Raw genomic sequence first — 25,456 nt, forward strand, 5'->3', positions numbered from 1 at the left:
TTTTATTTCAAATTTATCATTCTTGTATCAATAATTATCGGATATTTTAAATCATTTATAATACTATTTTTAATATTAACTTCTTTATTGTTTAATAAGTTTAGATATGTACCATCTTTTAAAGGTGTTCTAACTTCTAATTTATCTTCAAGATTAAAAACACCTAAAAGATATCTATCATTTTTCTTATACGAAAACATTGCAAAGTCTTTACAAACTAAATCAAAAACTCCTGTAGAAAGAATTTCTTCTTTATTTAATTCGTTTAATTTTTTTATTAATGATTCAATGCTATTTTCTTTATTCCAGTTTATTAAATCATTTTCAAAAAGATTTGGACGTTTATCATTTAAATATTCACCACCGGCATAAATAAATGGAACTCCTCTTAGGAAAAACTGCATCGCTACTAAATTTACTAGTTGATTTTTACTTTTAACTTTTGATGCAATTCTTTCTTGATCATGATTTTCGAAAGATCTAGCTTTAATATAATTTTTAGGATAAATCATTTCTTGTTTAATAATTTCTTCTAACCATCTTGATAAAGAATTTTTACCTTCAAGAAAGCCATCCATAAATTTAAAAATATCATAATCATAGCAAATATCAAACGCATCATACATCATCGAATCACTTGAGGCATCAAAACCTAAATCTCTAATATATTTAATGAAGCCTAACTCAACTGATTCAGTTAACCAAATTAAATTTGAGTTTAGTTTATCTACTTCCATTCTTGCTTCTATCCAAAAATCAATCGGAATCAATGGAGCAACATCACATCTAAAGCCATCAACCTTAGTAGACCAATACTTTAAGACATCAATTAAATATTTCCAAAGTTTTTTATTACTGAAATCAAAATCAGTAATATCACTCCAATCACCAACACGATTAGCAAATTCGCCTTTTTCATTTTTATAAAACCATTTTGGATGTTCCTTAACTAATTTCGAGTCTCTAGAGGTATGATTAAAAACAATATCCATCATTAATAACATACCACGTTTATTTACTTCCATTTTTAACTGAAGAAAATCATCAAGTGTTCCATGTAGACTATCGATAGCATAGTAATCCATAATTGAATATGGACTACCAACACTACCTTTTCTTGCTACTTTACCAATTGGATGAAATGGTAGTAAATAGACAATATCAAAACCCATTGATTTTATTCTATCTAAATCTTTAATTACGCCTTTGAAATCTTGTGTTTTTGAATGTTGTCTTATAAAGACTTGGTAAATAGACTTATTTCTTAATTCATATTTTGTTTGTTTCGCCATTTTTTATTTACCAAAAGTAATTCTTTTTAACTTCCATATATCGCGATTATATTCGTTGATTGTTCGATCAGATGTAAAGAATCCTGCATTAGCAATATTAATAATTGCTTTTTTACGCCATCTTTCTTGGTTTTTATACTCTTCATTTGCTCTTTCATGTGCTTTAACATAAGCATCAAAATCTTTCATTACTAAGAAATAATCGTTATAAAGAAGATTGTCTTTAATATCTTTAAAATGATCTTTATCTTTATCTATTGTTTCAATAAAGTTAAATACTTCTTGCAATCTTAAATCACTGTTATATGTTTCTAAAGGTTTATACGACTTTGTGTCATATATTTCATTGACTTCTTTCGAACTTAATCCAAAAATAAACTCATTTTCTATTCCAGCAAGTTCAGCTATTTCAACGTTTGCACCATCCATTGTTCCGATTGTTAGTGCCCCATTTAACATAAATTTCATATTACCAGTTCCACTTGCTTCTTTAGATGCTGTTGAAATCTGTTCTGACAAATCTGCAGCAGTCATAATATATTCAGCATATGTTACATTATAGTTTTCAACAAAAACAACTTTTAATAATTTATTTGTATCTTCATCATTATTAATAATTTTTGCTGTCGCATTAATAAGCTCGATTATTCTTTTAGCCATATAATAGCTTGGTGCTGATTTTGCTCCAAAAATAAAACTATGTGGATAATAATCTTTTTTAAATTTTGAATCTTTCTTCAACCTTAAATAAACATAAATTATATGCATTATATTCATTAATTGTCTTTTATATTCATGCAATCTTTTAACTTGAATATCAAAAATGCTATTAACATCTAAATCAATATTCTCTAGTTTTTTAATTCTATCAGCTAATTGTTGCTTCTTTATTTTTTTAACTTCAAATACTTCTTCTTGTGTTTTAATATCATTTACATATTTTTCAAACTCTTTTATTAAAGATAAATCTTTATGCCAATCTGTTCCAATTTTTCTATCTAACAGATTAACTAATTCCTTATTAATATGCATAAGCCATCTTCTGTGAGTTATTCCATTAGTTTTATTATTAAATTTAGTAGGGTATAATTTATTAAAATCTTTCATAACAATATTCTTCAAAATATCAGTATGTAATGCAGCAACTCCATTAACACTAAATGAACCATATATACAGATATTAGCCATTTTAACCATATCATCATTAATTAATAACATTTCATTTATTTGATTATTTGTAAATCTACCATCATCAACAATTAGTTCTCTAAATTTTTCATTCATCAAGACAATAATCTCATAGATTCTTGGTAATAATTTTTTAAATAAATTAACATTCCATTTTTCTAATGCTTCTGCTAATATTGTGTGATTAGTAAATGCTGCTGTTTTAGATGTTAGTATAAATGCTTCATCATACGTAAAGCCTTCTTCATCCATTAAAATTCTAATAAGTTCAGGAATAATAAGGGTTGGATGTGTATCATTAATTTGGAATACATAATACTTATCAAGTTCTTTAATATCTCTTCCAAGACTTTTATGTTCTCTAATTGCATTTCTAATTCCTGCTGCACTAAATAGATATTGTTGTTCAAGTCTTAATAGTTTACCATCATCAGTTGAGTCATCTGGATATAACGATTCAGATATTTTTTCAACCATTTCTAAATAATCTTTATTTTGATTTTTAACTTTTTCACTAGGTTCAGTTGACCAAAGTCTTAAATCTGTCACAACTCCATTTTGATCTCCAACTACTTTAACATCATATGGTACAGCTTTAACTGTTATTGAATCGACTAGTTTTCCATTTTTAAATTCACCAAAAAATTCAATATCTAGTGATTCATTTTCTTTTTTAGTTTCCCATACAAAAGGTTCATCTAACCATGGATCTTGATGTTCTACTTGTCTGTTATTAACTATTTCTTGAACAAAGAAACCTTTTTTATATCTAATACTATTACCATACAATGGAAGTCCTAATGATGCTCCTGAGTCTAAGAAACACGCAGCTAATCTACCTAATCCCCCATTACCTAATCCGGCATCTGACTCCCGTTCTTCTATTTCATTTATATCAATATTTAAATCAGTAAATGCTTCTCTTACAATATGATATACTCCACTATTATGGAGATTGTTTGTAACTAGTCTTCCCATTAAGAATTCCATTGAAAAATAAATGGCTTTTTTTAAATTGTTCTCTCTTACATACTCGCTTGTTTCATTATATGATTTTTCTAGGTTTTCGTTTGTAAGTTTTGCTAGTATTGTATATTTTTCTGTAATTGAAGCATTTTCAACTGAAACATTAAATTGTTTCTTTAATGCTTCAGTATATGCTTTTTTAAAAGTCTCTTTATTTTCAAAAATTTTTTTCATAAAATCTACCTTTCTATCCTTTAGTTGCTCCTGCCATTATTCCTTCAATTAAATATTTTTGGAATGCCATATAAAGCACTGCAATTGGCATACCTACTATTAACGCAGCGGCGGCAAACGCTGAATAATCCAAGCTATTAGTATCGTTAATAAAGTTGAAAATTCCTACTGCAAGTGTCCATTGTTGTTGAATATCATAGTCAGCTGGTGATCCTGCTGGTGCATGATTTAACAAATAACCTGGAAGCATATAATCCATCCATGGTGCCATAAACATTGAAACTGCAACAAATGTTAAAATTGGAACTGCAAGTGGTAAGATAATCTTTGCAAATATTTTAACTTTACTTGCTCCATCAATCATTGCTGATTCATCCAAGTCTTTTGGTATTTGATCTAAGAATCCTTTAATTAACCAAATATTTCCTGGTATACTTCCACCAATATAAAGAATGGTTAATGCTGTTGGTTTACCTAATAATCCAAACTTCCAGAAAAGAATATACATTGCAAGTAATCCCATAAATGATGGAAATGCTTGTAATACTAAGATTGATAATAACCCTGCTTTTTTACCTTTAAATTTAAATCTTGCAAAAACGTATGATGCACCTGTAATGATTAAAGTTCCTATTACCATGTTGATTATTGCAATAATCAATGTATTTTTATACCATGTTGTAAACTTTGTTTCATTGAATAACCTTTTAAAAGCATTCATATTTGGTGAATCTGGCCATATCGTATTTGGAACACCTGATTGAACATCTGAGAATGCCATACCAAAGATATAGATTACTGGAACAATAACAATTATTGCCATCAAGGCTATTTCTCCTTGGATTAGGATTCTTTGAATTATATTTTTAGGTCTGAATACATCTATTAGTTTTCTACCTTTTAGATTAGATTTTTTTGCTACACATATTTTATTAATTATAAAGAAACTTGCGATTGGTATTAAACCAATTAAACCATATTTTGTTCCTTCATAACCACGTTTTTTTGCGAAATCAACAGTTAATCCTTGGTTTAAAAGGAATAATAAAATAATTACAAACGTTACTAATAAAGCTCTCATAGCATTATTCTTAAATGATAAATTAAAAATAACTGATATTGGTATTAAAACTAATGTAATCAATGTAACAATTAAAAATGATATTCCAATTCGCTTCGATACTAACTCTCCACTATAAATATGATCATAATGTCTTTGTTCATATTCTCGATTTTTAAATGGCAATTTTTTTGTATAAAAATGCCCATAAACCGGAATTAAAGTTAACAGTTTACTTTTAGTATCATGGAGGTCTTTAATCTTTAAAATTTCAAATGAACCAAAATACTGTGTTAGTAGTGCTGTAAAAACTACTATTACTATTAATAATATTATTAATGTCATTTTTTAGTCCTCCTTAAATGCTCTTGTTCTTGATAAGTTCCACGCAGTTACTGATCCAACTACTAGAAATACAAGTACAGAAAACACTGAAGCCATGTTATAAACACTATAATCCACCGTTAGTTTATACATCCACGAAATTAATATGTCGGTTGATCCGGCATAACCTCGTGATGCTAATCCACTATTCGGTCCACCGCCGGTAATAAAGTAAATAACCCCAAAGTTATTAAAATTCCCCGAGAATGACATTATCAGTATGGGGGCGGTTGAATATAAAACTAATGGTATCGTAATTTTAGTGAGTTTTTGTAACCCTGTTGCTCCATCAATATCTGCAGCTTCATATAGATTCTTATCAATTGCAGTCATAATACCAGTCATTAACGCCATAAAGTATGGGAATCCTAACCAAATATTAACTACAACTAATGTTGCTCTCACGAATGTAATATTATAAGGATTTGTAAACCATTGAATATTATCATTACCTAGCCAGAAAAATTTTACAAAACCACTAACTTCCGAATATGATTTTCCTAATATTCCAATATTTGTAAATAAATCATAAACACCAATATTCATTAGCAATTGATTAATAAAGCCAGTTTCTTTAAACATAACTGAAAATACCATTTGAGATAATAATGCTGGAATCGCCCATGGTAAGATTAAAATTGTTCTCCATAGTTTTCGAAAAACTACTTTTTCACTATTTAATATTAACGCTTGAATGAATCCACCAAAGAAAACTGTAAAGGTTGATAAAACTGCCCAAACTATTGTCCAACCTAAAACACTCCAGAATGCTTTACCAAATGATGCACCTAATCCAGTGTTAAAATTAAATAATGCAATAAAGTTCTCAAATCCAACATAACTAAAGTTTTCAACCATTGATTGATTACCTTTAATTGAAGTAAATGCAATTAAAAATCCAAATAAAATTGGCATTATTGAAATAAATGCTAATACAAAAACAGCTGGTGATAATACAATATATTCAAAACCATTTTCCCAAACTGATTTAAAGTATTTACGATCATTTTCAACTTCTTCTTGGAGTCGTTTTTGTTCTGACACTTTATATGCATCTTTTATCGACCATACCATAAATATAATGAAGAATAATGATAATAAGACAGCTATCAATCCTTCAATAAGTAACATAGTTGATATATGTCCTTGAATTGGAATACTTTCAACTAAATTGATATATTGATTTAAATTATCTGTTGAATTAGCATCTCCAATCATTGCATTACTTAATGCCATATAACTTGTATAATTTTGCTTCTTAGCACTTCCAAGTGTAACAACAGACCAGTATCCTTTTACAAACATTCCTGCTCGATCATAAAAGAAATTATTATAATATTTTATAAATTCTTCTTTAACTTCCGGATTTATTTCAAAACTTATCATTAACATTAATCTTTCAAAATCTGTTGATGTGTATTGATTTCCTGGAACTAAAAAAGTTGATTGCATCATTTTTTTAAATGTCTTCATTATTGTTGAATCATTATATTGCATTCTATAACCATTATGAACAAGTGCTGGTTCATAATATTCATATATAGTTTTATCATTTATATACATTGGTCCTAAAACTGTTACTTTAGTTAACGTATTTTCCGGACTTGAGTATATCAAATTATCATTTTGATTCAATAATAAATACTTAGTATTTTGTTCTATTTTCCCATCTTCAACAACTTTTTCAATAACTCTTAGATAATAGTTATTATCACTACCTTTATAAAAATCATTTTTCTTTTCAATAGTAATTAAATCTTTATTATCTTTTAAAACTGATGGATTTTCTATTTTTTTATCTGTTAATAAGTTTGTTTCAACATATTCTTTCTCATTAACGCCTTCATCTGTTACTATTTGTTTTTCAACGTAAAATTTATTTGTTAATGAATCTAAATACAACACTTCATTTGTTCTTAAATAATTAAAGCCATCCAAATTGAAATCTTCAGAATGAATTACTTCGTTTGTTGTTAGATTTGTATACTTCTTAAAACTTGTTCTTTTAAATTCTTCAGCAAAAAATCTAATTGCTTCTTTCTCAGTGAAATTCTTTTCTGTTCCGTTTAAAGGAATCATTTCACCATTAACTTCAGCAAAAACAACTCCTATTTCTGTCAAAAAGTTTTCAAAGTTTTCATTTTTAAAACTTGCTTTTTCTGATGCTTTAGCATCATTTAAATATTGATAGTAAACGAATGGCATTCTTTCAAACCAAGAATCTCCAAAATCTTCTCCCGGAATTTTACTAAATGCTAATTCATTATCAAAACTTTCTTTATAGAAATATTTACTTGTTGCAAGTTCGATTGTAATAAAACTTGCAAATATAACAAAAAAGAACAATGCTTTAATAAACTGTTTATTAAATAATTGACCTAATCCCCATATAAATCCTGATGCTATAGCTTTTAAATAACTTTTTGTTTTCATTATTTCGCCCTCTCCTCAAAAAAACGAAATGAAGCAGCAGATATTTCTACTGCTTTCATTTCATATATAATTATTATTATGCACCTAGTCCAGCTTTTGTTTTATATGAAGCTTCTGCTTCTTTTAATGCATCTAAAATTGGTTTATTATTATTCCAAATTTCTTTTACTAATGTTTCTGCTGGTTCCCAATAATAAGTTACTTGAGGAATTGTTGGCATTGGAACGGCATTTTCTAATTGCTTAGACATTGCCATCATTGCTTGATCTTCTAAAACACCGTCAATATTTGCAAGCAATTCATTTTTTAAGGCTGGTAATTTTGATTTATATTCAAATTGAAGTTGCATTGCAATATCTGAACTTAAGAATTCAACAAATTTAATTGCATCTTCTTTATTCTTAGAATATTTATACACGGCAGCCATAACTGCTCCAGCAAATGGTTTTGTTTCTTTACCATTAATTGTTGGAAGTTGTGCTACGCCAAAGTCAATTTTCTTATTTTTAAACCCTTCCATATTCCATGGTCCACCAATTACATAAGGGATTTTACCTTCTTCAAATAACGTTGCTCCATTGATAGAATCATGTGTTCCGTTACCTGTTGTTATTGGTTTTAACTGTTCTTTTAACCACGTCATTCCATCACTTAAACTTTCAAACCCAACTGATGATGGATTATTTAAACTTGGTCCAAATGGAGTCCAATCAAATGCCGAATAAATATGTTGCATGAAATAACTATCAGCCCAGTGATTACTAATTCCTAAATAATAGTTTCCTAATTGTGCATTAGTTGATGTTCCACCTTGAACAACTGTTGAATTCCAAGTTTTTGCTTGTTCTATTAATTCCTCATAAGTTGTTACAGGTTCACCAGTAACTAATTTTTTATTATAGTATAGTCCAATTGATTCTAACGACATTGGAACTGCATATAATCTTTCTACGGCATTTGGATTACTTGGATCAAATGAACCTGTTGATTCATCATATTTTAAAGTTGCAATACTTGTTCCAAGTTCATGTGCACGTTCTTTAATTTTTGTTGCAGTTGCTGTTGGTAGAGGAAAAACTAAATCTTCTAAAACAGCTTGTGCTAAATGATCATGTGGAAATTGGAATACATCGGCACCATTTCCTGAAGGTCCAAAAGTCTTTAGATGCTCTCTGGCATCAACAGAACCTTTATGTTGATGTTCAACAATTATGTTTGGATATAATTTATTAAACTCCTTAATAACTGCTTCCATATAATCTCCAGCCTCATCATCAATCCATACTCTAATTACTGATTTTTTTGCTTTTGATTCTGAGAAGTCAACTTCTTCTCCATTCTTACCTACTTTTTCTTTACATGAGACTAAAAAGAGGGCTCCAACAAATACTAAAAATATACTTAATGCTTTTTTCATGTTAATTAACCTCACTTAATCTTTCTTGTTACTCTAAATGTGAATTTTTCTTGTGCAATATTTCCCCAAGCATCTTCAACTTGAACCATAATTACATAATCACCTTCAATATTTGTGTTAAGTTTTGAAAATTCACCACTTGGAACATAAAAATGTTGTGTTAAATCGCCATCACGATTGTCTGTTACCATAATAATCGGGAATTTATTTTGATCAAACTTTTTATTCCAAGCAATTTCAATAATTCTATCTGCTTCAGCTACACCAGAGAAATTAGGTGAAACAAATCTAATTACTGGTTTTTCTCTATCCAAATCAAGCTCTAATTCTGCTTCTCTTGGTGTTTCTAAATCTCCATCATTAAAGAAAACTTTGTATCGTTTATTAATATCTAAATCATTTTTTAAAGTAATAACAAAATCCTTCAATGTCTTGTTTGATGTTCCTTTTGCATAGTCAACACTTTCAAATGCAATTTCTTCACCATATGTTTCAGTAGTAGCATCTACTGCTGATGTTATTTCTTTAATTTTAAACCAGCTTTTAATTTTATTATCTGCTGCTAGTTTTTCATCATCAGTTTCGGCTAATACATATAGGTTTTGTAACTCTTGATTTGTTTGAACAATTACTGTTCTTTTATCTATTGCATATGTTCCACTTGCCTCTTTACCTTGAGCCTTAGGAGTAAATCCTACTAATTCAAATGCGAATGCTTCTTTTCTAAATGATTCAGGATTATTCACCCAAACATTATTCATTGTTGTATTATTATTTCCTTTGTTTACAACATATACAAAATCTAATTGACCTGTAGCTTTTTTATTTTCAATATACGCTGCGTTGTCTTCTGTATTTGGTTTAATATCCCCTGTTTTTTTACTGTTGTCACCATCTCCATAGTATAAAAGTGCAACTGGCTCTTTTTCTAAATCTTCATAATATAAAATCCCAGCTTTAATGAATGTTCCAACTGTTGATTTTCCTGCATTGTTAAAAATCTTCAAAGGATTATTCCATCCCACAGCATTACTTGATGCTTCAAAACCATCACTATGAACTCCTAAGTTTTCTTCATAACTATTAGTTGGATCATAATAAACAATAACTATTCCTTGCTTATCAGGATTTGCAACAATATATGTTGATTCCCCATCTGCATCTTTTTCTTCATTTGTTCTTGTATTACTTCCTTCGAAAACATAAATATGAACTGTTTTATCAGCAACAACTACAGAATTTTGAATCTCGTGATTTGCATATTTTCTACTCCAGTTTTGCACTTCGGTTTCTTGACCTACATTATCAAAACCAACTGCTTGAAATCCCATTGAACCTTCACTTCTAACTGGAACATCATTCAATTCCCAGAAAATTCCAAAATCATCTGTTTTTGTTTTTTCACTTAATGCTGTTGGTCCTTTAATACCTTCTGCCCAAGTATCAGCTCCAATTCCCCACGTATTTAAGCCGACATCTTCGTATTCACCATCTAATTTTTGAAAATGAATAACTAAATTACCTTTACCTTCGGCTCTTACACTAACTGTTTGTACTAGTAAAACTGATGATATCGCCATCAATAAAACACATAAAAACTTTTTCATTTTTTCCTCCTTTTGTATGAGATCAAGTTTGATATCTCATTTTGACATCTTGATAATATCATATTATAAGTCTTAATGTAAACGCTTTATCACTTTTTCTTCTTTGCAACCGGTTTCATAATACATATATGGGAATATCAATTTTTTAAAGTTTTTTTTATGATATTATTATGGCATAACAGGAGGTTAAAATGAAAAAGATACTATGTAGTTTTATGTTGTTAATTATGAGTATTTTTATGGTTACTACTCATATTTATGCTTTATCTAATGATATTGAAATAATTAGAATTCATTATTTTAGATATGACAAAAAATATGACGGTTTTAACATATGGCTTTGGGAAAGCGAACCAACAAGTAGTGGAGGAATTCAATTTGATTTTTCAAATACAAACGTTGATGAGTATGGAGCTTGGATAGATATTGATTTTAAAACTAACTATCCATCAGCAACCAAATTAGGTATAATAATAAAAAAAGGAGGATGGGACGGATACCGTGAAATAGGAGGAGACCGTTTCATAGATTTGAGCAAAATGGAAATAAAAAACAAAAAAGGAAATGTATATACTGTTCAAGATGATATTCAAATTGGTTTAAGTGATAATGATTTAGCAAATAATATTCCAGATTATAGCCCTAAAATATTATCAGCTTCTTTTACTAATAATAAAGAAATAGTAATTCAAACTAGCAATCAAATAAATTCATACAATTTTTACAAGAATAACGTTATTCTTCAAAGCGGTACCAATCAATCAATTAATTTCAAAATCACACTTAACGAACCTATTGATTTATTAAGCAGTTATAGTATTGAAGTTGTTTTTGATGATAATACAACATCAAGAAGAAATATTTCAATTCAAAATCTTTATGATACGAAAGAATTCGAAGATGCATTCACATATAATGATGCTTTAGGTTATATTTATTCACAAAATAAAACTATTTTCAGGTTATGGGCTCCACTGAGCGAAAAAGTTACATTAAATCTTTATAATCAAGGACATCCAAACTATTCTAATAACGGAACAAAAATTGATGAACTAATTCCATATAAATCAATTGATCTTAAACAAATAAATAATGGGGCATGGGAGGTAACTGTTGATGGTAATTTAGCAAATAAATACTATACATACACAGTGACAAATTATGGAGTTTCAAATGAAGTAACTGATCCTTATTCATATTCAACTGGTGCTAACGGTCTTAGATCAATGGTTGTAAGTTTTAGCGAAACTAATCCAGAAAATTGGGAATATAATAAACGCCCAAATACAATTAAAAATTTAACTGATTACATTGTTTACGAACTTCATGTTAGAGATTTAACAACACATTCATCTTGGAATGGTCACGAAGACTATCGAGGCAAATTTTTAGGTTTTACAGAAACTGGAACAACATATACTAAAAATGGTACTACTGTTACTACTGGTATTGATCATATAGCTGAATTAGGTGTTAATGCTGTTCAATTACTTCCAATCTTTGATTTCGGCTATATTGATGAAGTGGCTATTAAAAACGATCCAAACTATACAGATACATTCAATTGGGGTTATATGCCATATCACTTTAATACTTTAGAAGGTTCTTATTCAACTAATCCATTTGATGGAGCAAATCGTATCAATGAATTCAAACAGCTAGTTAATTCATTACATGAAAAAGACATTAGAGTTATTATGGACGTAGTTTATAACCATACTGGTGAATCGGAAAACTCGAATTTCAACAAAATATTACCAGGCTACTTCCATAGAATGAAAAGTGATGGATCATTCTCAAATGGTAGTGGAACAGGTAATGAAACAGCTTCTGAAAGATCCATGGTTAGAAAGTTTATGGTTGATTCTGTGAAATTCTTAGCAACAGAATATAACCTTTCTGGTTTCAGATTTGATTTAATGGCTCTTCATGATTCTGAAACAATGCAACAAATCCGTGACATGTTAACTGAAATTGATCCAACAATTGCTATTTATGGTGAACCATGGGATGCAGGTGGCGCTGCAATTTCAGAAAAAGATGCTGCAGGAAAAAAGAATATCAAAAATATGGAAGGCGTTGGAGCATTTAATGATATTACAAGAGATGCAATCAAAGGATCCGTTTTCAACGAGAGTGAAGGTGCTTGGTTACAAGGAACAAATACTGCTTCATTTGTTGAAGATATTAAATACGGAATTGTTGGTGGTGTAGAACATAAAGAAGTTAATATTCAAGATAAATGGCATTTAAGTCCTGAAAAAACAATCAATTATGTAAGTGCGCATGATAACAATACTCTTTACGATAAATTAAAACTAACAAAAGTTCCAAACTCAAGAATCAAAGATTTACAAATCCAAGCAAATGCAATAATTCTTACCTCTCAAGGAATACCATTCCTTCATGCTGGTGTTGAATTTATGAGATCAAAACCTAAAGAATCCGGTGGATATGATGAAAACTCATATGAATCACCAGATTCTGTTAACCAGTTAAGATGGGACCGCAAAGCAGAATATGTCGATGTTTTTGAATACTATAAAACTTTAATTTTTATTAGAAAAACATATCCTCAGTTTAGAATGCTCAATAAAAATGATATTGCTTCTTCTATCAAGTTCATCAATACAAACAGTAGTAATATTATAGCTTTCGGGATTAATAATCCAACAATGCCTAAAGTAGTTGTTATTCATTCTGGTCAAACAAAAGGTAACGAATCAGTACAATTACCAAATGGAATAAAATATCGTCAATTAACTTCTCATCAATCACATAGTATTTTCGGTTTAAATGAAGTTTCAGATATCTTTTATACTTTACCAAACACAACATCAATTCTAATTGAAAACAAGTCTATCAATGATGTTTCATTAAAAAAAGATATTGTAAAAATTAAAAAAGGGAAATCCTTTAATCCTATTGATAATCTAAATTATGACAAAGATAAATATAATGTATTTACATCATCATTTTATAATACAAACATATCTGGTACTTATGTTATTTCATTAACTGTTGTTGATAAAGAAGGTAACTTCTTACCTTTAGAATATATTCTTAATATTGACTCTAAAATTAAAGTTACTTTAAACGGAGAAATTAATGTATGAAAAAAATTATTCTATTTTTATCAATAATTATATCTATTTTATTTTTAACCTCATGTGGGAAAAAAAATCAAAGTGTTGATATAATTGATCAAAAATTTGAAGGTAATACTTATACTTTAACTTTAAATGTCAATAAAGATTTATCAAGTGATGAAACATATGAACTTGCATATAGTTCAGCAAGTGAAATATATTTACAATTAAAAGATAAAATTCTTCAAAATAAAAGATACCTAAATATTATATTTATGGTAAATAACGAAGAAAAACTAAAATTAAACTTTGTTGTAAACGAAACAATAGAACATCCAGGATTAAAACTATTAAATTAATTAAATTTAAATGAGTTATACTTATGTGTAGCTCATTTTTTTATAAAAAAAAGAGCATTAGCTCTTTATTAAACAAATGTTTTCTTACCAAAAATCAACATAACTAACATCACTGTCATTCCTGTTGTTAACTGGAAAACAACTGGTCCAAACGGAAATGATAACAGCCCTGAAAAGAATGCTAAAACTGAAGCTAAGCCCATTGAAAGTACTACAAACTTAATTGTATCTTTGAATGAGATAAAGTTTTGATATCCAAATCTAAATAATTGCACTAATCCTGAAAGAATTAAAACATAGATTACATTTACTAAAATCTGTGTTAGATTGTTTCTTACTATCGTATAAAAAACTGTATAACTTGAAAATGATTTCTCAATTGAACTAGCAAATTTTTCGAATAGTATTTTTTGGTTTTCTTGATTTGATATTTTAAGTTCTTTAAAACTAAATTGATCATCACTAAATCCTTTATAACCTATCGCCTCTAAAAACTTTCCTTTTCCATCAACATAAATAATACTTTCTTCACTTAAAATGATATGATTTTTATATTGAGTAATATCTGTAATTTTTTCTTGATTATTAATTATATATGTTATGTCTTTATGCTTATTTTTATATACTTTTTGATCACCATTATTGATTAATTTTCCACCCTTAATAACAATATCATTTGGCAAATCCCAATTAATAGGTATTTCTTTACTAAAATCTTCAATAACAAAATCTAATCTACTACCATCATTTTTAACTGCTTCGTATGAAGCTGGGAAATTTGCTATTAACACTAAAACTATAAAATAAATAATAATTTTCCAAAATGGTTTATCTAAACTTTTTAAAAGTTTGGGAAATTCAAACGAGTTTTTAAAATACTTAATTAGAAACATTTATATATTCTCCCAACTTATCAAATGGAATCTTAAATATTGCTGTTCCATAAGCACTAACCTCTTTACTATTATAAAGTGCATCTAGTTCAATATCAACAACAATTTCTTTATCAGTAATATTATGAACAACTAATACTGCTTCTTTGTAATCATCAGTATCAATCGCTCTAATATATCCTTGATATCCCGTACCATTATAACTATAAAATAAATCTCCATCCATTAATGCTTTACTTTTCTTTCTTACAGAAATCATATCCTTATAAACATTATACATTGATGTTTCATCACTATTTTGATCTATTAAAGATTTTGTTGAATCATTACTTCCATCACTTGCAAGCCATGTGGTAGTTCGATTATCACCCCAAATAAATGGTTGTCTTCTATATTCATCATAGACAATCTTCCCATTTATTTCTTCACCTTCATATCTTGTTCCTTTTAATCCTAGTTCATCTCCATAATAAATAAATGGGGATCCTTGTAAAGTCAATAATACACGAACCGCTTGTTTAAGTTTATCTACGTTTTGATATTCAATCATTGAGGCTATTCTATCTAAATCATGATTACCTAAAAAAGGACTATCAACTAATTCTCTTGTATATTTTTTATATTCGTTATACATTCTTTCAAGATTTCTAGTTAATAAGTAGTTATTTGTTCCAACCCCAATTTTTTCTTTTATTTCTTTAGCTATATAGAAATTAAAAAATGATCCTTGACTTAAATAGTATTTCTTTAAAATGTTATAATCATATTCAAAAACTTCTCCAACAACAAAGCCACCTTTATTTTTTACATAAGCAGTTAGTTCAGTCATAAACTCTATATTTTCATTTTCAGCAGTTACACCAAATTCTTCAAACATATGCTTAACTGCATCAACTCTAAAACCATTTATCCCTAAATCCATATAAAAATCAACAATCTTATATATTTCATTTACAACATTTTCATTTCTTAAATTTAAATCAATTAATCCACCACCAAACGCTTGATAAGGCGTACTACCTTGCCACACATAATAATCTCGATAATCACCTTCATTACTTTTAGATGCTAAATACCAAGGATGTTGGTCTGAAGTATGATTAATCACTAAATCTAAAACAATTTTTATATCTTTCTTTTTTGCTTCAGTTATAAGTTCTTTCAAATCATCCATAGTACCATAATCACTATTTATTTTGAAAAAATCAATCGTATCATATCCGTGATATGTTCCAGATTCAAATATTGGCAGTAACCAAAGTGCAGTTACACCTAAATCTTCAAAGTATGATAAATTTTCTGTAATACCCTTTAAATCTCCAATCCCATCATTATTACTATCTGCAAAAGACCTAACAAATAAAGTATAATAAATATCATTATTATAAACTATCTTTTCTTCTTTCTTACATCCAAGCAAAAGAAATGACATTATAATCATTGTTGAAAATATTAATATTTTTTTCATCAAAACCCTCTTTTCTTCATACTTTCAGTCTTACCTAAATAATCATCATTATTTCTGTTTTTTTGTGTTTCTAAATCAATAGCTTTTGTTTTAAAAATATAATCATGAATGGTTTTACTTACAGTTTTTTCCGAAAGAAAAAAATAGGCTATAACACTATATAGACCAAAAGTAACTAAACTTAAAGCTGTTTTGACTAATTCTCTAAGAATAGCCTTCCATACACTTATATCAGAACCATCATCATTTACTATCTTTATTTTTTGAATTCTTTTCCCGAATGTTTGTCCCCTTGAAAAAAAGTTTGGAACAATATTAACTAGTATATAAACTACTACTACAATTACAACCTTTAAGGTAACATTTTGTAATCCTAACGCTGCAATAATAACAGCAATCATCAATGCTGAAATATCAATAGCAAAAGCCTTAACTCTTTTCTCAAATCTTGGTATCATTTTTTCACCTCATATATATATTTTATTATAACATAGAGAGTATAATGAAACCGTTTTTATTTTAATAAAAAAAAATCACTACATAATTTGGTTCTTGTTTTATACACTTTCATGTATAATATATTAAAATTACGAGGGTAGCACAACCTCAAAATTATTATATCATGTAAATAGAAAAAAGACTGTATCTATTTTAACATTATACAGTCTTTTACTTATTTACTTATTTTTTAGTTGTTTTTTTAGCTGGTTCTTTTTTTGTTGTTGTAGTTTTCTTTGCTGGAGTTTTTGATGTAGTAGCTTTTTTCACTGGTGCTTTTTCAGCTACTTTCTTTTCTTCTTTTGGTTCAACAACTTTAACTTCTTCAACTACTGTTTCTTCGACTGCAACTACTTCTTCAACTTTTGCTGGTTTTTCAGTTTTTTCTTCAACTTTAGTTGTTTTGTTAGCAAACTTAAGTCTCTTAATACCATGTGGTTGATCTTCTAATGAAATTGGTTTACCATTTTCATAACGTAATCTTAAATCTGTTTCAATATCAAAGAAATGAACTTTTTCAGGATCTAAAGCAAGTTCTAATTGGTTACCCATTTGAATTCCTGTCTTAGCATTTACAACCGCACAAACATTTGATTCATTTAGTGTTGTATAAATATTTGTTTCTGAACCTAATAATTCTGCAACATCAACAGTAACTTTAACTGTTGTATCTTTGAATCTTTCATCTTCAGTTGATCCTAAATGTAAATCTTCTGGTCTAATACCTAATGTAACTTCTTTATTAATCATATAGAAATCTTCTAAAATCTTAATTTGTTTCTTAGGTAATTTAACTGTTTGTCCATTAATAGTGAACTCACCTTTTTCATTAACAACTACGTTAAGGAAGTTCATTGGTGGAGTACCCATAAATCCTGCAACGAATTTATTGATTGGGCCATCATAAATATTTTTAGGTGTATCAACTTGTTGGATATATCCTTGATCCATAACTACGATTCTATCAGCCATTGTCATCGCTTCAATTTGATCGTGCGTTACGTAAATTGTTGTTGTTTCAATTTGGCGGTGAAGTTTAATTAATTCCCCACGCATTTGAACTCTTAACTTAGCATCTAAGTTTGATAATGGTTCGTCCATCAAGAATACTTTAGCATTACGAACGATTGCTCTTCCTAATGCAACTCTTTGTCTTTGTCCCCCTGATAAAGCCTTAGGTTTACGTTTTAAATATTCTGTTAATCCTAAGATTTTAGCAGCATGCATAACTTTTTCTTCGATTTCTGCTTTAGGCATTTTTCTAAGTTTTAGACCGAAAGCCATGTTATCATATACAGTCATATGTGGGTATAGAGCATAACTTTGGAAAACCATCGCAATGTTACGATCTTTTGGTGGTTGATCATTTACTAAATCTTGATCAATATATAATTCACCACTTGAAATATCTTCTAATCCTGCTACCATTCTTAATGTAGTTGATTTACCACATCCTGATGGACCTACTAATACAATAAATTCTTTATCTTTAATTTCTAAATTAAAATCAAAAACTGCTTGTACACCATTAGGATAAACTTTATTTAAATCTTTTAATAATAATGTTGCCATGTGAAGCCTCCTTGTTTTTTGTAAGTTAATTATAACAAAGAAAGCGCTTAAATAAAATGTGCAATTTGCACACTATTTAACAATTTGATAGATTAAATATCCATCAATAAAATTTTTAACGTTGAAGCCAGTTATTACTTGAAACTTATCTAATCTTTGATTTAATGTATTTCGATGTAAGAAAAGTTCTTTTGAAGCATTACTAGCGTTTTGATTATTTTCAAGAAATATTTTAATCGTTTTATACATTTCTTTATCTTTATAGTATTCTGATAAAACAAGTTTTTTTACATCTTCTGTTACTTCACTTATCTCCGATAGAAATATTTTATTATCTAAATACACTTTATTATATGCAAGCTTATCTTTAACCTTTAAAAATATTTTTAATGCTTGCTCAAGTTCTTCTTTATTTTTATAATTGATTGATTCATAAACCAAGAACTTACTATAAATATCCGAAGCTAAACTTTCTACTAGTTCTTTAATTCCGCCTGTTGAGTAATTAAAGAAAATTATCATATTGTAGTCATTAATCAAATAGTTGTCTATATCAATTGCTTGTGAGAATATTTCAATAATTATATTACTATATTCATTAATTTTAGTTTTCATTTCAAAGTAAATAAATTGCACATTCTCACCTCAATCTTTTTAATTATTATAACATTATATTAACTGTTTTAACAATTTCTTTTCCGTTAGTTCTATATATATATTTTTTTTGTTCTCTATCAATAAACAATTCAAACACATCATCCGTGTCAAGATTGATTATATTATAGGTATCTAAATCTTTTTTTACTACTTGATATTTTAATTCATCGATTGTTATCTCAATTTGTTCATCTTCAATTTCAATTTTAATTTCTTTCACCTTATTATCGTTTTCAAAGATAGTATACTGATACTCTGCTTCATCATTTTCAATTTCTTTTTCTATTTCAATTCTATTTCGATAGTTCTTTTCATAGATTATAACTTTTACTTCACTTTCATCTGTGTCATATTCTTCTTCTGATTTAAAATTATATTCTTTAGATTGATAAACTAAAATTCCTTCCATTTTTTTCTCATGATCATCATCATCTTCTATTGTTCTATCTTCATTATAGTAAAGTGTGTACTCATTTTCTTTATTAAAAACATCTTTAACTTTTACTTCCATCTTAAATTCATATTTATCATACTGTTTATTATCATGTTTTTTAATAATCGAGATATTAGTAGTCGTAAGTTCTAAATATTCCAAAACTATATTAAGATGTTTATTAAAATAATCTATTTCTGAATCAGATACAATTTTTGAAATGCTGCTTTGGTTATTTGATGTTACATTCATTCCTGATACAACATAATTAGCAACTATCTGATCTTTTTTAGTAACTACAACTTTCTCTTCTTTGCTTATAATGTTATTACCTCTAAAAATAAAACTTAATACTATAACAAAGACTAATACTACCATTACTAATGAAATACTTGAGATCAAATTAAATCTAAATTTCTTTCTACTTTTTTCAACATATACTTCTTTATCAATTTCAATGCTTTTTAAATCAATCTTATTAATAACATTAGGTGTATTATTTTCTATTTCTTTTTTGATTGTTTTCAATATATCTTTTTCTTTCATAATTTAATCTCCTTCCCAGCCTCTTTCATTTTTTTAATGGCTTTATTATATATCCATGTAATTGTACCTAAAGGTTTATTTAAAATCTCAGCAATCTCACGGTGTTTTAAACTATCTAATGAGTAAAGCATAATAACTTCTCTTTCTTCATCATCTAAAAAACTTAGTAAGTAATTAGCATTATATTCATTATCAACATCACTTCTAGAAGCAGGAAATAGATATTCATTTTCATGAATATCTACTGACATTTCTTTTTTCCTTCTACGATAGTCATCAATTGCAGTATTTCTTGCTATTGTTAATAACCATGTTGTAAATTTATTTTTATAATTATATGTATTTATTGATTTAATCATTTTTATATATGTATCTTGCATTAAATCTTCTGTTAAATTTTGATCTTTAGTTATTGCGATTATTATGGAGTAAACAGATGTTTTAGTTTTTTCATATATATATTCAAAGGCTTTTTCATCTTTAGTTTTTAATTTTTCAATTGCATCTTCAAAATTCATCTAATTCCTCCATACAGACTAATTATTTATTATTAGTATATACTATTCTTCCATTTTCATCACGAATAATGTCTAGTATAATTATTTCTTTGTTATTATAATCACCAAATTCTAAAATAGCTTTTTCTTTATTTTTTTGAATTGTCATTCTATATTTGTCTAAACCATTACTTGTTTTCATTTTTAATTCTAATTCAATTTCATCATCTTCATCTTCTATTTCAAACTCAAAATGATAAACTATTTTATTATTTTCATGAACTGAATATATGTATTTTTTAGATTTTTCATCATTTTCCATTTCAGTTTCATACTTGATTTTTATAAATTTATTTTCATCAATTGATACTTTTAAATCAAGTTCAAACTCTTCACTTACTTCATTGTCTTCAATTTCTTTTTCAATAGTTTTAATACCATTTATTATATATGTTAAATCATTATTAATTATTAAACCTTGAACACTATAAAGTGTTTCTTCTTCTATTTCATCATCATCATTTTCAATTTCTGTCTTTAATATTTTTTCATTGTAATACATTTTATATGTATCAGTACTATTTACATTAATCAAAATTAGATTATCATATTCACTATTATCTGACTCAATTTTATCTACTTTGAAAGAATCTTCATTAATAATTGAAAACATTAAATCAAAATCTATATTTTGATTATTCTCTTCTTGATCCATTTTTACATTTTTAATCAAGCTCTCTTTTAAATTGTTAACTCCTGTAACAGTTGATACTGCATAAACCTTTTCGATGCTATTATAGGCATTTTCATCCCTTTTATTCTTATTACTACAACTAACTAGAACTATTGTTCCAAAAATAATTAAGCCAATATAAAATATCTTTTTCATATTAATTACCTCTCTTTCTGTATATTATACGAACGAGACTATACTTTTTATTGGTAAAAAAAATTTTTTTATTAAAAAAGGTGGGATTTTACTCCCACCTAAGTTAGTTTTATTCAGTTTCAATTATTGCATAATCTCCATCAATTCTTCGATAAACAACATTTGTTTTATTTGTTGCTTTATCTAGAAAAACATAAAAATCATGTCCTGCTAGTTCCATTTCAACGATTGCCTCATCAGCTGTTAATGGAATAAGTTCGATTTTTTTATTTTTTACTAATGTTGTTGCAAACATTTCTTTTTCAAGTGATTCAGCATCAAATTCTGAACTAAAAGCATTTTTAATACCTTCTTTTTCAAAATGTGAATTAAGTTTGTCTTTATATCTTCTTATTTGTGAGACTAACTTATCAATTGATTTATCGATTGCAGCATACATATCTACTTCAGTAACTTCAGCACGGATAGTTTTTCCTTTTGCAATCACTGTAACTTCGACTTTATGGTGATCTGAATAGACTTTAGTAACAACGCGAATTTTTTCTACCGTGTCATCACCAAACATTGACACTACTTTGTCTAATTTTTTTTCAGCATATTTTCTTATCGCTTCAGTTGGGATAAACCCATTCTTTCCAATTACTTCAATCTTCATAATCATTCTCCTTTGTTTTACTTAAGGTAATCATATATATGTTACCAAAATTTATTTTACTTATTTTATCATAAATTACATTACTATATATATCAAAATACAATATAATTTTATCCTCCCTATTTTTTAAATAATATATATAGTAAGGTTTCAAAAAGTTCATTAGTGCATATTCATTACTAGATTTATCAAATAAAACATTTAAATATAATAAATAATTGTTAATTGGATATACTATCAATTCTTGAATAAATATCAATCTACTGAAACAATTATCACAAATCTTATGAATATTTTGTTTAAAAATATTTTTATATGTAATTCTTTTGTTTATTAATTCTTGACATACTAGACAGTACATTATATATCTTCTCCTTTAATATATAATGACATCTAATATATGATTTTACTTTTTATATTCTAAAATAATTTTATCAATCAAGTGATTAGGAACTTCTTCGTATCGTAAAAACTCACGTTTAAAATTTCCACTACCTTGAGTCATTGCTTTTAAATCTATTACATATTTTGTTACTTCTGATTCAGGTACTTCGGCTTGGATTATTTGATAACCTTCTTTTTGATCCATCCCTAAGATTCTTCCACGTCGTTTATTTAAATCGCCCATTACATCTCCAACATACTCATCTTTGACCGTTACATCTAACTTCAGAATTGGTTCGAGGATTGTTGCATTTGCCTCCAAAACAGCATTTTTGAATGCTAATGCAGCTGCTAATTTAAATGAGATTTCATTTGAATCAACATCATGATACGAACCATCATATAGAGTTGCTTTCACGTTTATCACTGGAAAACCAGCTAATGGTCCTTTTTCAAAAGTTTCTTGTAATCCTTTTTCAACTGCTGGAAAATATCCTTTTGGAACTGCACCACCAACTACTTCGCTTGCAAATTCAAAATTTGAAGTCGTTGGCTCAAACCTAATGAAAACATGTCCATATTGACCCGCTCCACCTGATTGTTTTTTATGTTTACCTTCACCATTAACTAGTTTTTTAATTGTTTCACGATAACTAATTTTTTGATCCATAATATCAACATCAACTTTATATAAGTTTTTTAGTTTTTCTAAAACATAACCAAGATGTGTTATCCCTTGTCCTCCAATAAGTAATTGTGCGGTTTCTTTATTTCTTGTAACAACAAATGTTGGATCCTCAAAATTTATTTTTTGTAAAGCTGAAGAAATTTTATCTTCATCATTTCTATTTTTGGGATGAATTGCTAGATATATAACAGGTGTTCTAGTATATACTTCTTTGTATTTAATAGGATTTTTTACATCAGAAATTGTTTCTCCAGTCCTAAAATCAAGTTTAGCAACAGCACAAATATCTCCAGCATTAAATAAATCTTGGGAAATTTGTTCTTTTCCTCTCATTGTAAAAACATTAGCTATCTTTACCGTTTTATTTTGATCAACATTAATAATTTCTTGTCCATTTCTTAGTGTTCCAGAATTAATTTTAACTAAGTTAATTGTTCCTAAAAACGGATCAACAATTGTTTTAAATATATATCCTGAAAATGGTTCTTCGTTTGTTGTTCTTCTATTAACTTCTTTTTTAGTATTAATATCAATACCTATTAATGGAGCAAGTTCATTTGGAGCTGGTAAATAGTCAACAAGCATTTCTAACAATGTTCTAACACCAACTGTTTTTCCTGCACTACCAACTAAAACCGGAGTTAATTCTCCATTCATAATTCCAATTCTAAGACCTTTTTTCATATCTTCTTCTGGAATGCTTCCTGTTTCAAAAAATAAGTCAAGAAGTTCTTCACTAGTTTCTGCGACACTTTCCATAATCATTGTTCTTAAATCATCAACAACTTTTTTCTTATCTTCCCATACTGGAGCATCATGTGAATCAACTCCATCATAAATACGAGCTTTATTTTCAACAACATTTACAAAACCATCAAACTTTTCATCACGACCAAGTGGCCATGTAAGTGGAACAGCTTTTTTACCTAATTTAGTTCTAATTTCTTCTAAGCATTGATCAAATTTTATATTAGGTTGATCCATTTTATTAACAAATAATACTGCTGGAATATGACGTTTTCTAATTTCTCTCCAAACACGTTCTGTTCCCACTTCAACACCCTTAGTAGCATCAATAACAATAATTGCTCCTTTTACCACTTCTAATGTTTGGTCTAAGTCACCAATAAATTCATCACCACCAGGAACATCTAACAAATTAAGTTTATAATCTTTCCATTCAACTGGGATTAATGATAATGAGAAACTACTCATTTTATTTTTTTCTTCTAGCAAATAATCAGAAACTGTATTTTTCTTTTCAATTTCCCCTTTTTTTTCAATTGCTTTTGTGGCATAAAGAATTGCTTCTACTAAACTTGTTTTACCAGTCCCTTGGTGGCCAACAACTGCAATATTACGAATTTTATTTGTTGCATACTCTCTCATAATTGCCTCCTGTAATCGTTTTCATTAATATATATTTATTATATCATAATAATAAGTATAGTATATATTTTTATTCTTTTTTACGTTTAATGATATAATTATTATGGTGATAAATTATGAACAAAACAATAATTAAATTAATCGAATCCTATCAAAAAGATGTTTCTCCGAATTGGGACTTTAAATGTAGACATACTCCTTCTTGTTCAAATTATGCAAAAGAAGCATATGAAAAGCATAACTTTTTAAGAGCATCTTTTCTTACAACAAAAAGACTTTTATCTTGCAACCCATTATTTAAACCTTCATATGATCCGGTACCTGACAAGAAAGAAAAGAGAAAAAGCAATGATTAAATATGCATTTTCTAGGCTTAAAGAAAGAAAATATATTGTTCAGGGTGCTATTTTTTTCATTTTATTTTTATTTATATATTCAATACTTGATTATCTAAACTATCGTGAATCATCAAACAAACTAAGTATATATCTACTACTTGTTAATATTATCCTAAATATACTAATGTCTACTGCAAGCATGTTACTATTAAATTTAAGTACTATCATGGTTGAATTAAAAACTGGTGGTGATAACACTTCAAGTTTCAGTTTTATATCCGTTTTAATCGGAATATTCACATACGGTTGTACAAGTTGTGTGATTGCATTTCTTAGTGTTCTAGGGATTACCTTTACACCAACTATTTTTCCCTTAATTAATATTGGTAACGGTATTCTATATAAACTACTTTCCTTTCTTTTCCTTATAATTGGTTTTACAATTGTCTTAACTAATATCTCAAAAGGAAAATGTAAGGTTAATCTAAAAAAACAAAAGGCCAAAGTTTAAGTACAAACT

20 protein-coding genes and 1 pseudogene are annotated in these 25,456 nt (G+C 27.7%); 4 read left to right on the top strand and 17 right to left on the bottom strand.

The genetic code is table 11. The features are described 5' to 3' along the window. Positions 1 to 2: 2 nt before the first annotated feature. From EXC62_RS07455 to EXC62_RS07480, 6 genes are all read right to left on the bottom strand, one after another. Positions 3 to 1,292, bottom strand: coding sequence for an alpha-amylase family glycosyl hydrolase (locus tag EXC62_RS07455; protein ID WP_026390290.1), 1,290 nt, complete (start codon positions 1,290 to 1,292; stop codon positions 3 to 5). Positions 1,293 to 1,295: 3 nt separating this feature from the next. After that, positions 1,296 to 3,680 (bottom strand): glycogen/starch/alpha-glucan phosphorylase, encoded by a 2,385-nt coding sequence (locus EXC62_RS07460; protein ID WP_026390289.1) that lies wholly within the window; start codon positions 3,678 to 3,680, stop codon positions 1,296 to 1,298. A 13-nt stretch (positions 3,681 to 3,693) separates the two neighbouring features. After that, entirely contained in the window at positions 3,694 to 5,085 is a 1,392-nt protein-coding gene (locus EXC62_RS07465; protein ID WP_052589784.1) for a sugar ABC transporter permease, read from the bottom strand. Positions 5,086 to 5,088: 3 nt separating this feature from the next. Next, on the bottom strand, positions 5,089 to 7,557 hold the full coding sequence (locus EXC62_RS07470) for a carbohydrate ABC transporter permease (protein WP_052589783.1): 2,469 nt from the start codon (positions 7,555 to 7,557) through the stop codon (positions 5,089 to 5,091). A gap of 76 nt (positions 7,558 to 7,633) precedes the next feature. Next, positions 7,634 to 8,974: a sugar ABC transporter substrate-binding protein gene (locus tag EXC62_RS07475; RefSeq protein WP_026390287.1), complete on the bottom strand. Its 1,341-nt coding sequence runs from the start codon at positions 8,972 to 8,974 to the stop codon at positions 7,634 to 7,636. Between the two features lie 11 nt (positions 8,975 to 8,985). After that, positions 8,986 to 10,581: a pullulanase-associated domain-containing protein gene (locus tag EXC62_RS07480; protein ID WP_162140147.1), complete on the bottom strand. Its 1,596-nt coding sequence runs from the start codon at positions 10,579 to 10,581 to the stop codon at positions 8,986 to 8,988. Positions 10,582 to 10,772: 191 nt separating this feature from the next. On the opposite strand from EXC62_RS07480, the gene pulA reads away from it, so the two are divergent. Continuing rightward, positions 10,773 to 13,697, top strand: a complete 2,925-nt coding sequence (pulA, locus tag EXC62_RS07485) for a type I pullulanase (RefSeq protein WP_162140146.1) — start codon at positions 10,773 to 10,775, stop codon at positions 13,695 to 13,697. Then, complete coding sequence (locus EXC62_RS07490; RefSeq protein WP_026390285.1) at positions 13,694 to 14,029, top strand: hypothetical protein; 336 nt, start codon at positions 13,694 to 13,696, stop codon at positions 14,027 to 14,029. Before pulA ends, EXC62_RS07490 begins: the two co-directional genes overlap by 4 nt. A 68-nt stretch (positions 14,030 to 14,097) precedes the next feature. Here EXC62_RS07490 and EXC62_RS07495 read toward each other — a convergent pair whose 3' ends face one another. The 11 genes and pseudogenes from EXC62_RS07495 to fusA all read right to left on the bottom strand — a co-directional run bounded on the left by EXC62_RS07495 (position 14,098) and on the right by fusA (position 24,598). Continuing rightward, positions 14,098 to 14,922: a DUF1189 family protein gene (locus EXC62_RS07495; RefSeq protein ID WP_026390284.1), complete on the bottom strand. Its 825-nt coding sequence runs from the start codon at positions 14,920 to 14,922 to the stop codon at positions 14,098 to 14,100. Continuing rightward, positions 14,909 to 16,390, bottom strand: a complete 1,482-nt coding sequence (locus EXC62_RS07500; protein ID WP_026390283.1) for an alpha-amylase family glycosyl hydrolase — start codon at positions 16,388 to 16,390, stop codon at positions 14,909 to 14,911. Before EXC62_RS07500 ends, EXC62_RS07495 begins: the two co-directional genes overlap by 14 nt. Continuing rightward, positions 16,390 to 16,848, bottom strand: coding sequence for an RDD family protein (locus EXC62_RS07505; RefSeq protein ID WP_162140145.1), 459 nt, complete (start codon positions 16,846 to 16,848; stop codon positions 16,390 to 16,392). Before EXC62_RS07505 ends, EXC62_RS07500 begins: the two co-directional genes overlap by 1 nt. A gap of 514 nt (positions 16,849 to 17,362) precedes the next feature. Beyond that, positions 17,363 to 18,460 (bottom strand): annotated as a pseudogene (locus EXC62_RS07510) (ABC transporter ATP-binding protein); the annotation flags it as partial. 72 nt (positions 18,461 to 18,532) lie between these two features. Continuing rightward, the gene (locus tag EXC62_RS07515) at positions 18,533 to 19,096 is read right to left on the bottom strand and encodes a helix-turn-helix domain-containing protein (protein ID WP_026390281.1); all 564 of its coding nucleotides are present in this window, start codon (positions 19,094 to 19,096) and stop codon (positions 18,533 to 18,535) included. A 25-nt stretch (positions 19,097 to 19,121) separates the two neighbouring features. Then, positions 19,122 to 20,096 (bottom strand): hypothetical protein, encoded by a 975-nt coding sequence (locus EXC62_RS07520; RefSeq protein ID WP_026390280.1) that lies wholly within the window; start codon positions 20,094 to 20,096, stop codon positions 19,122 to 19,124. Continuing rightward, positions 20,093 to 20,614 carry an RNA polymerase sigma factor gene (locus EXC62_RS07525; protein ID WP_162140144.1) on the bottom strand — a complete coding sequence of 174 codons (522 nt, stop codon included), beginning with the start codon at positions 20,612 to 20,614 and terminating at the stop codon, positions 20,093 to 20,095. Before EXC62_RS07525 ends, EXC62_RS07520 begins: the two co-directional genes overlap by 4 nt. Positions 20,615 to 20,636: 22 nt before the next feature. Next, positions 20,637 to 21,482, bottom strand: a complete 846-nt coding sequence (locus EXC62_RS07530) for a hypothetical protein (RefSeq protein WP_026390278.1) — start codon at positions 21,480 to 21,482, stop codon at positions 20,637 to 20,639. Positions 21,483 to 21,591: 109 nt separating this feature from the next. Next, positions 21,592 to 22,137, bottom strand: a complete 546-nt coding sequence (gene hpf / locus EXC62_RS07535) for a ribosome hibernation-promoting factor, HPF/YfiA family (RefSeq protein ID WP_026390277.1) — start codon at positions 22,135 to 22,137, stop codon at positions 21,592 to 21,594. Then, the gene (locus tag EXC62_RS08895) at positions 22,127 to 22,498 is read right to left on the bottom strand and encodes a hypothetical protein (RefSeq protein WP_162140143.1); all 372 of its coding nucleotides are present in this window, start codon (positions 22,496 to 22,498) and stop codon (positions 22,127 to 22,129) included. Before EXC62_RS08895 ends, hpf begins: the two co-directional genes overlap by 11 nt. A 45-nt stretch (positions 22,499 to 22,543) precedes the next feature. After that, entirely contained in the window at positions 22,544 to 24,598 is a 2,055-nt protein-coding gene (fusA, locus tag EXC62_RS07540; RefSeq protein WP_026390276.1) for an elongation factor G, read from the bottom strand. A 116-nt stretch (positions 24,599 to 24,714) separates the two neighbouring features. On the opposite strand from fusA, the gene yidD reads away from it, so the two are divergent. Next, a complete protein-coding gene (gene yidD / locus EXC62_RS07545) occupies positions 24,715 to 24,954 on the top strand; it encodes a membrane protein insertion efficiency factor YidD (protein WP_026390275.1) in 240 nt (79 codons plus the stop codon). Further along, the gene (locus EXC62_RS07550; protein WP_026390274.1) at positions 24,947 to 25,447 is read left to right on the top strand and encodes a glycosyltransferase family protein; all 501 of its coding nucleotides are present in this window, start codon (positions 24,947 to 24,949) and stop codon (positions 25,445 to 25,447) included. Before yidD ends, EXC62_RS07550 begins: the two co-directional genes overlap by 8 nt. Positions 25,448 to 25,456 lie beyond the last annotated feature (9 nt).

It is taken from the genome of Haploplasma axanthum (genome assembly GCF_900660745.1).
In the GTDB taxonomy this organism is placed as follows: domain Bacteria; phylum Bacillota_I; class Bacilli_A; order Acholeplasmatales; family Acholeplasmataceae; genus Haploplasma; species Haploplasma axanthum.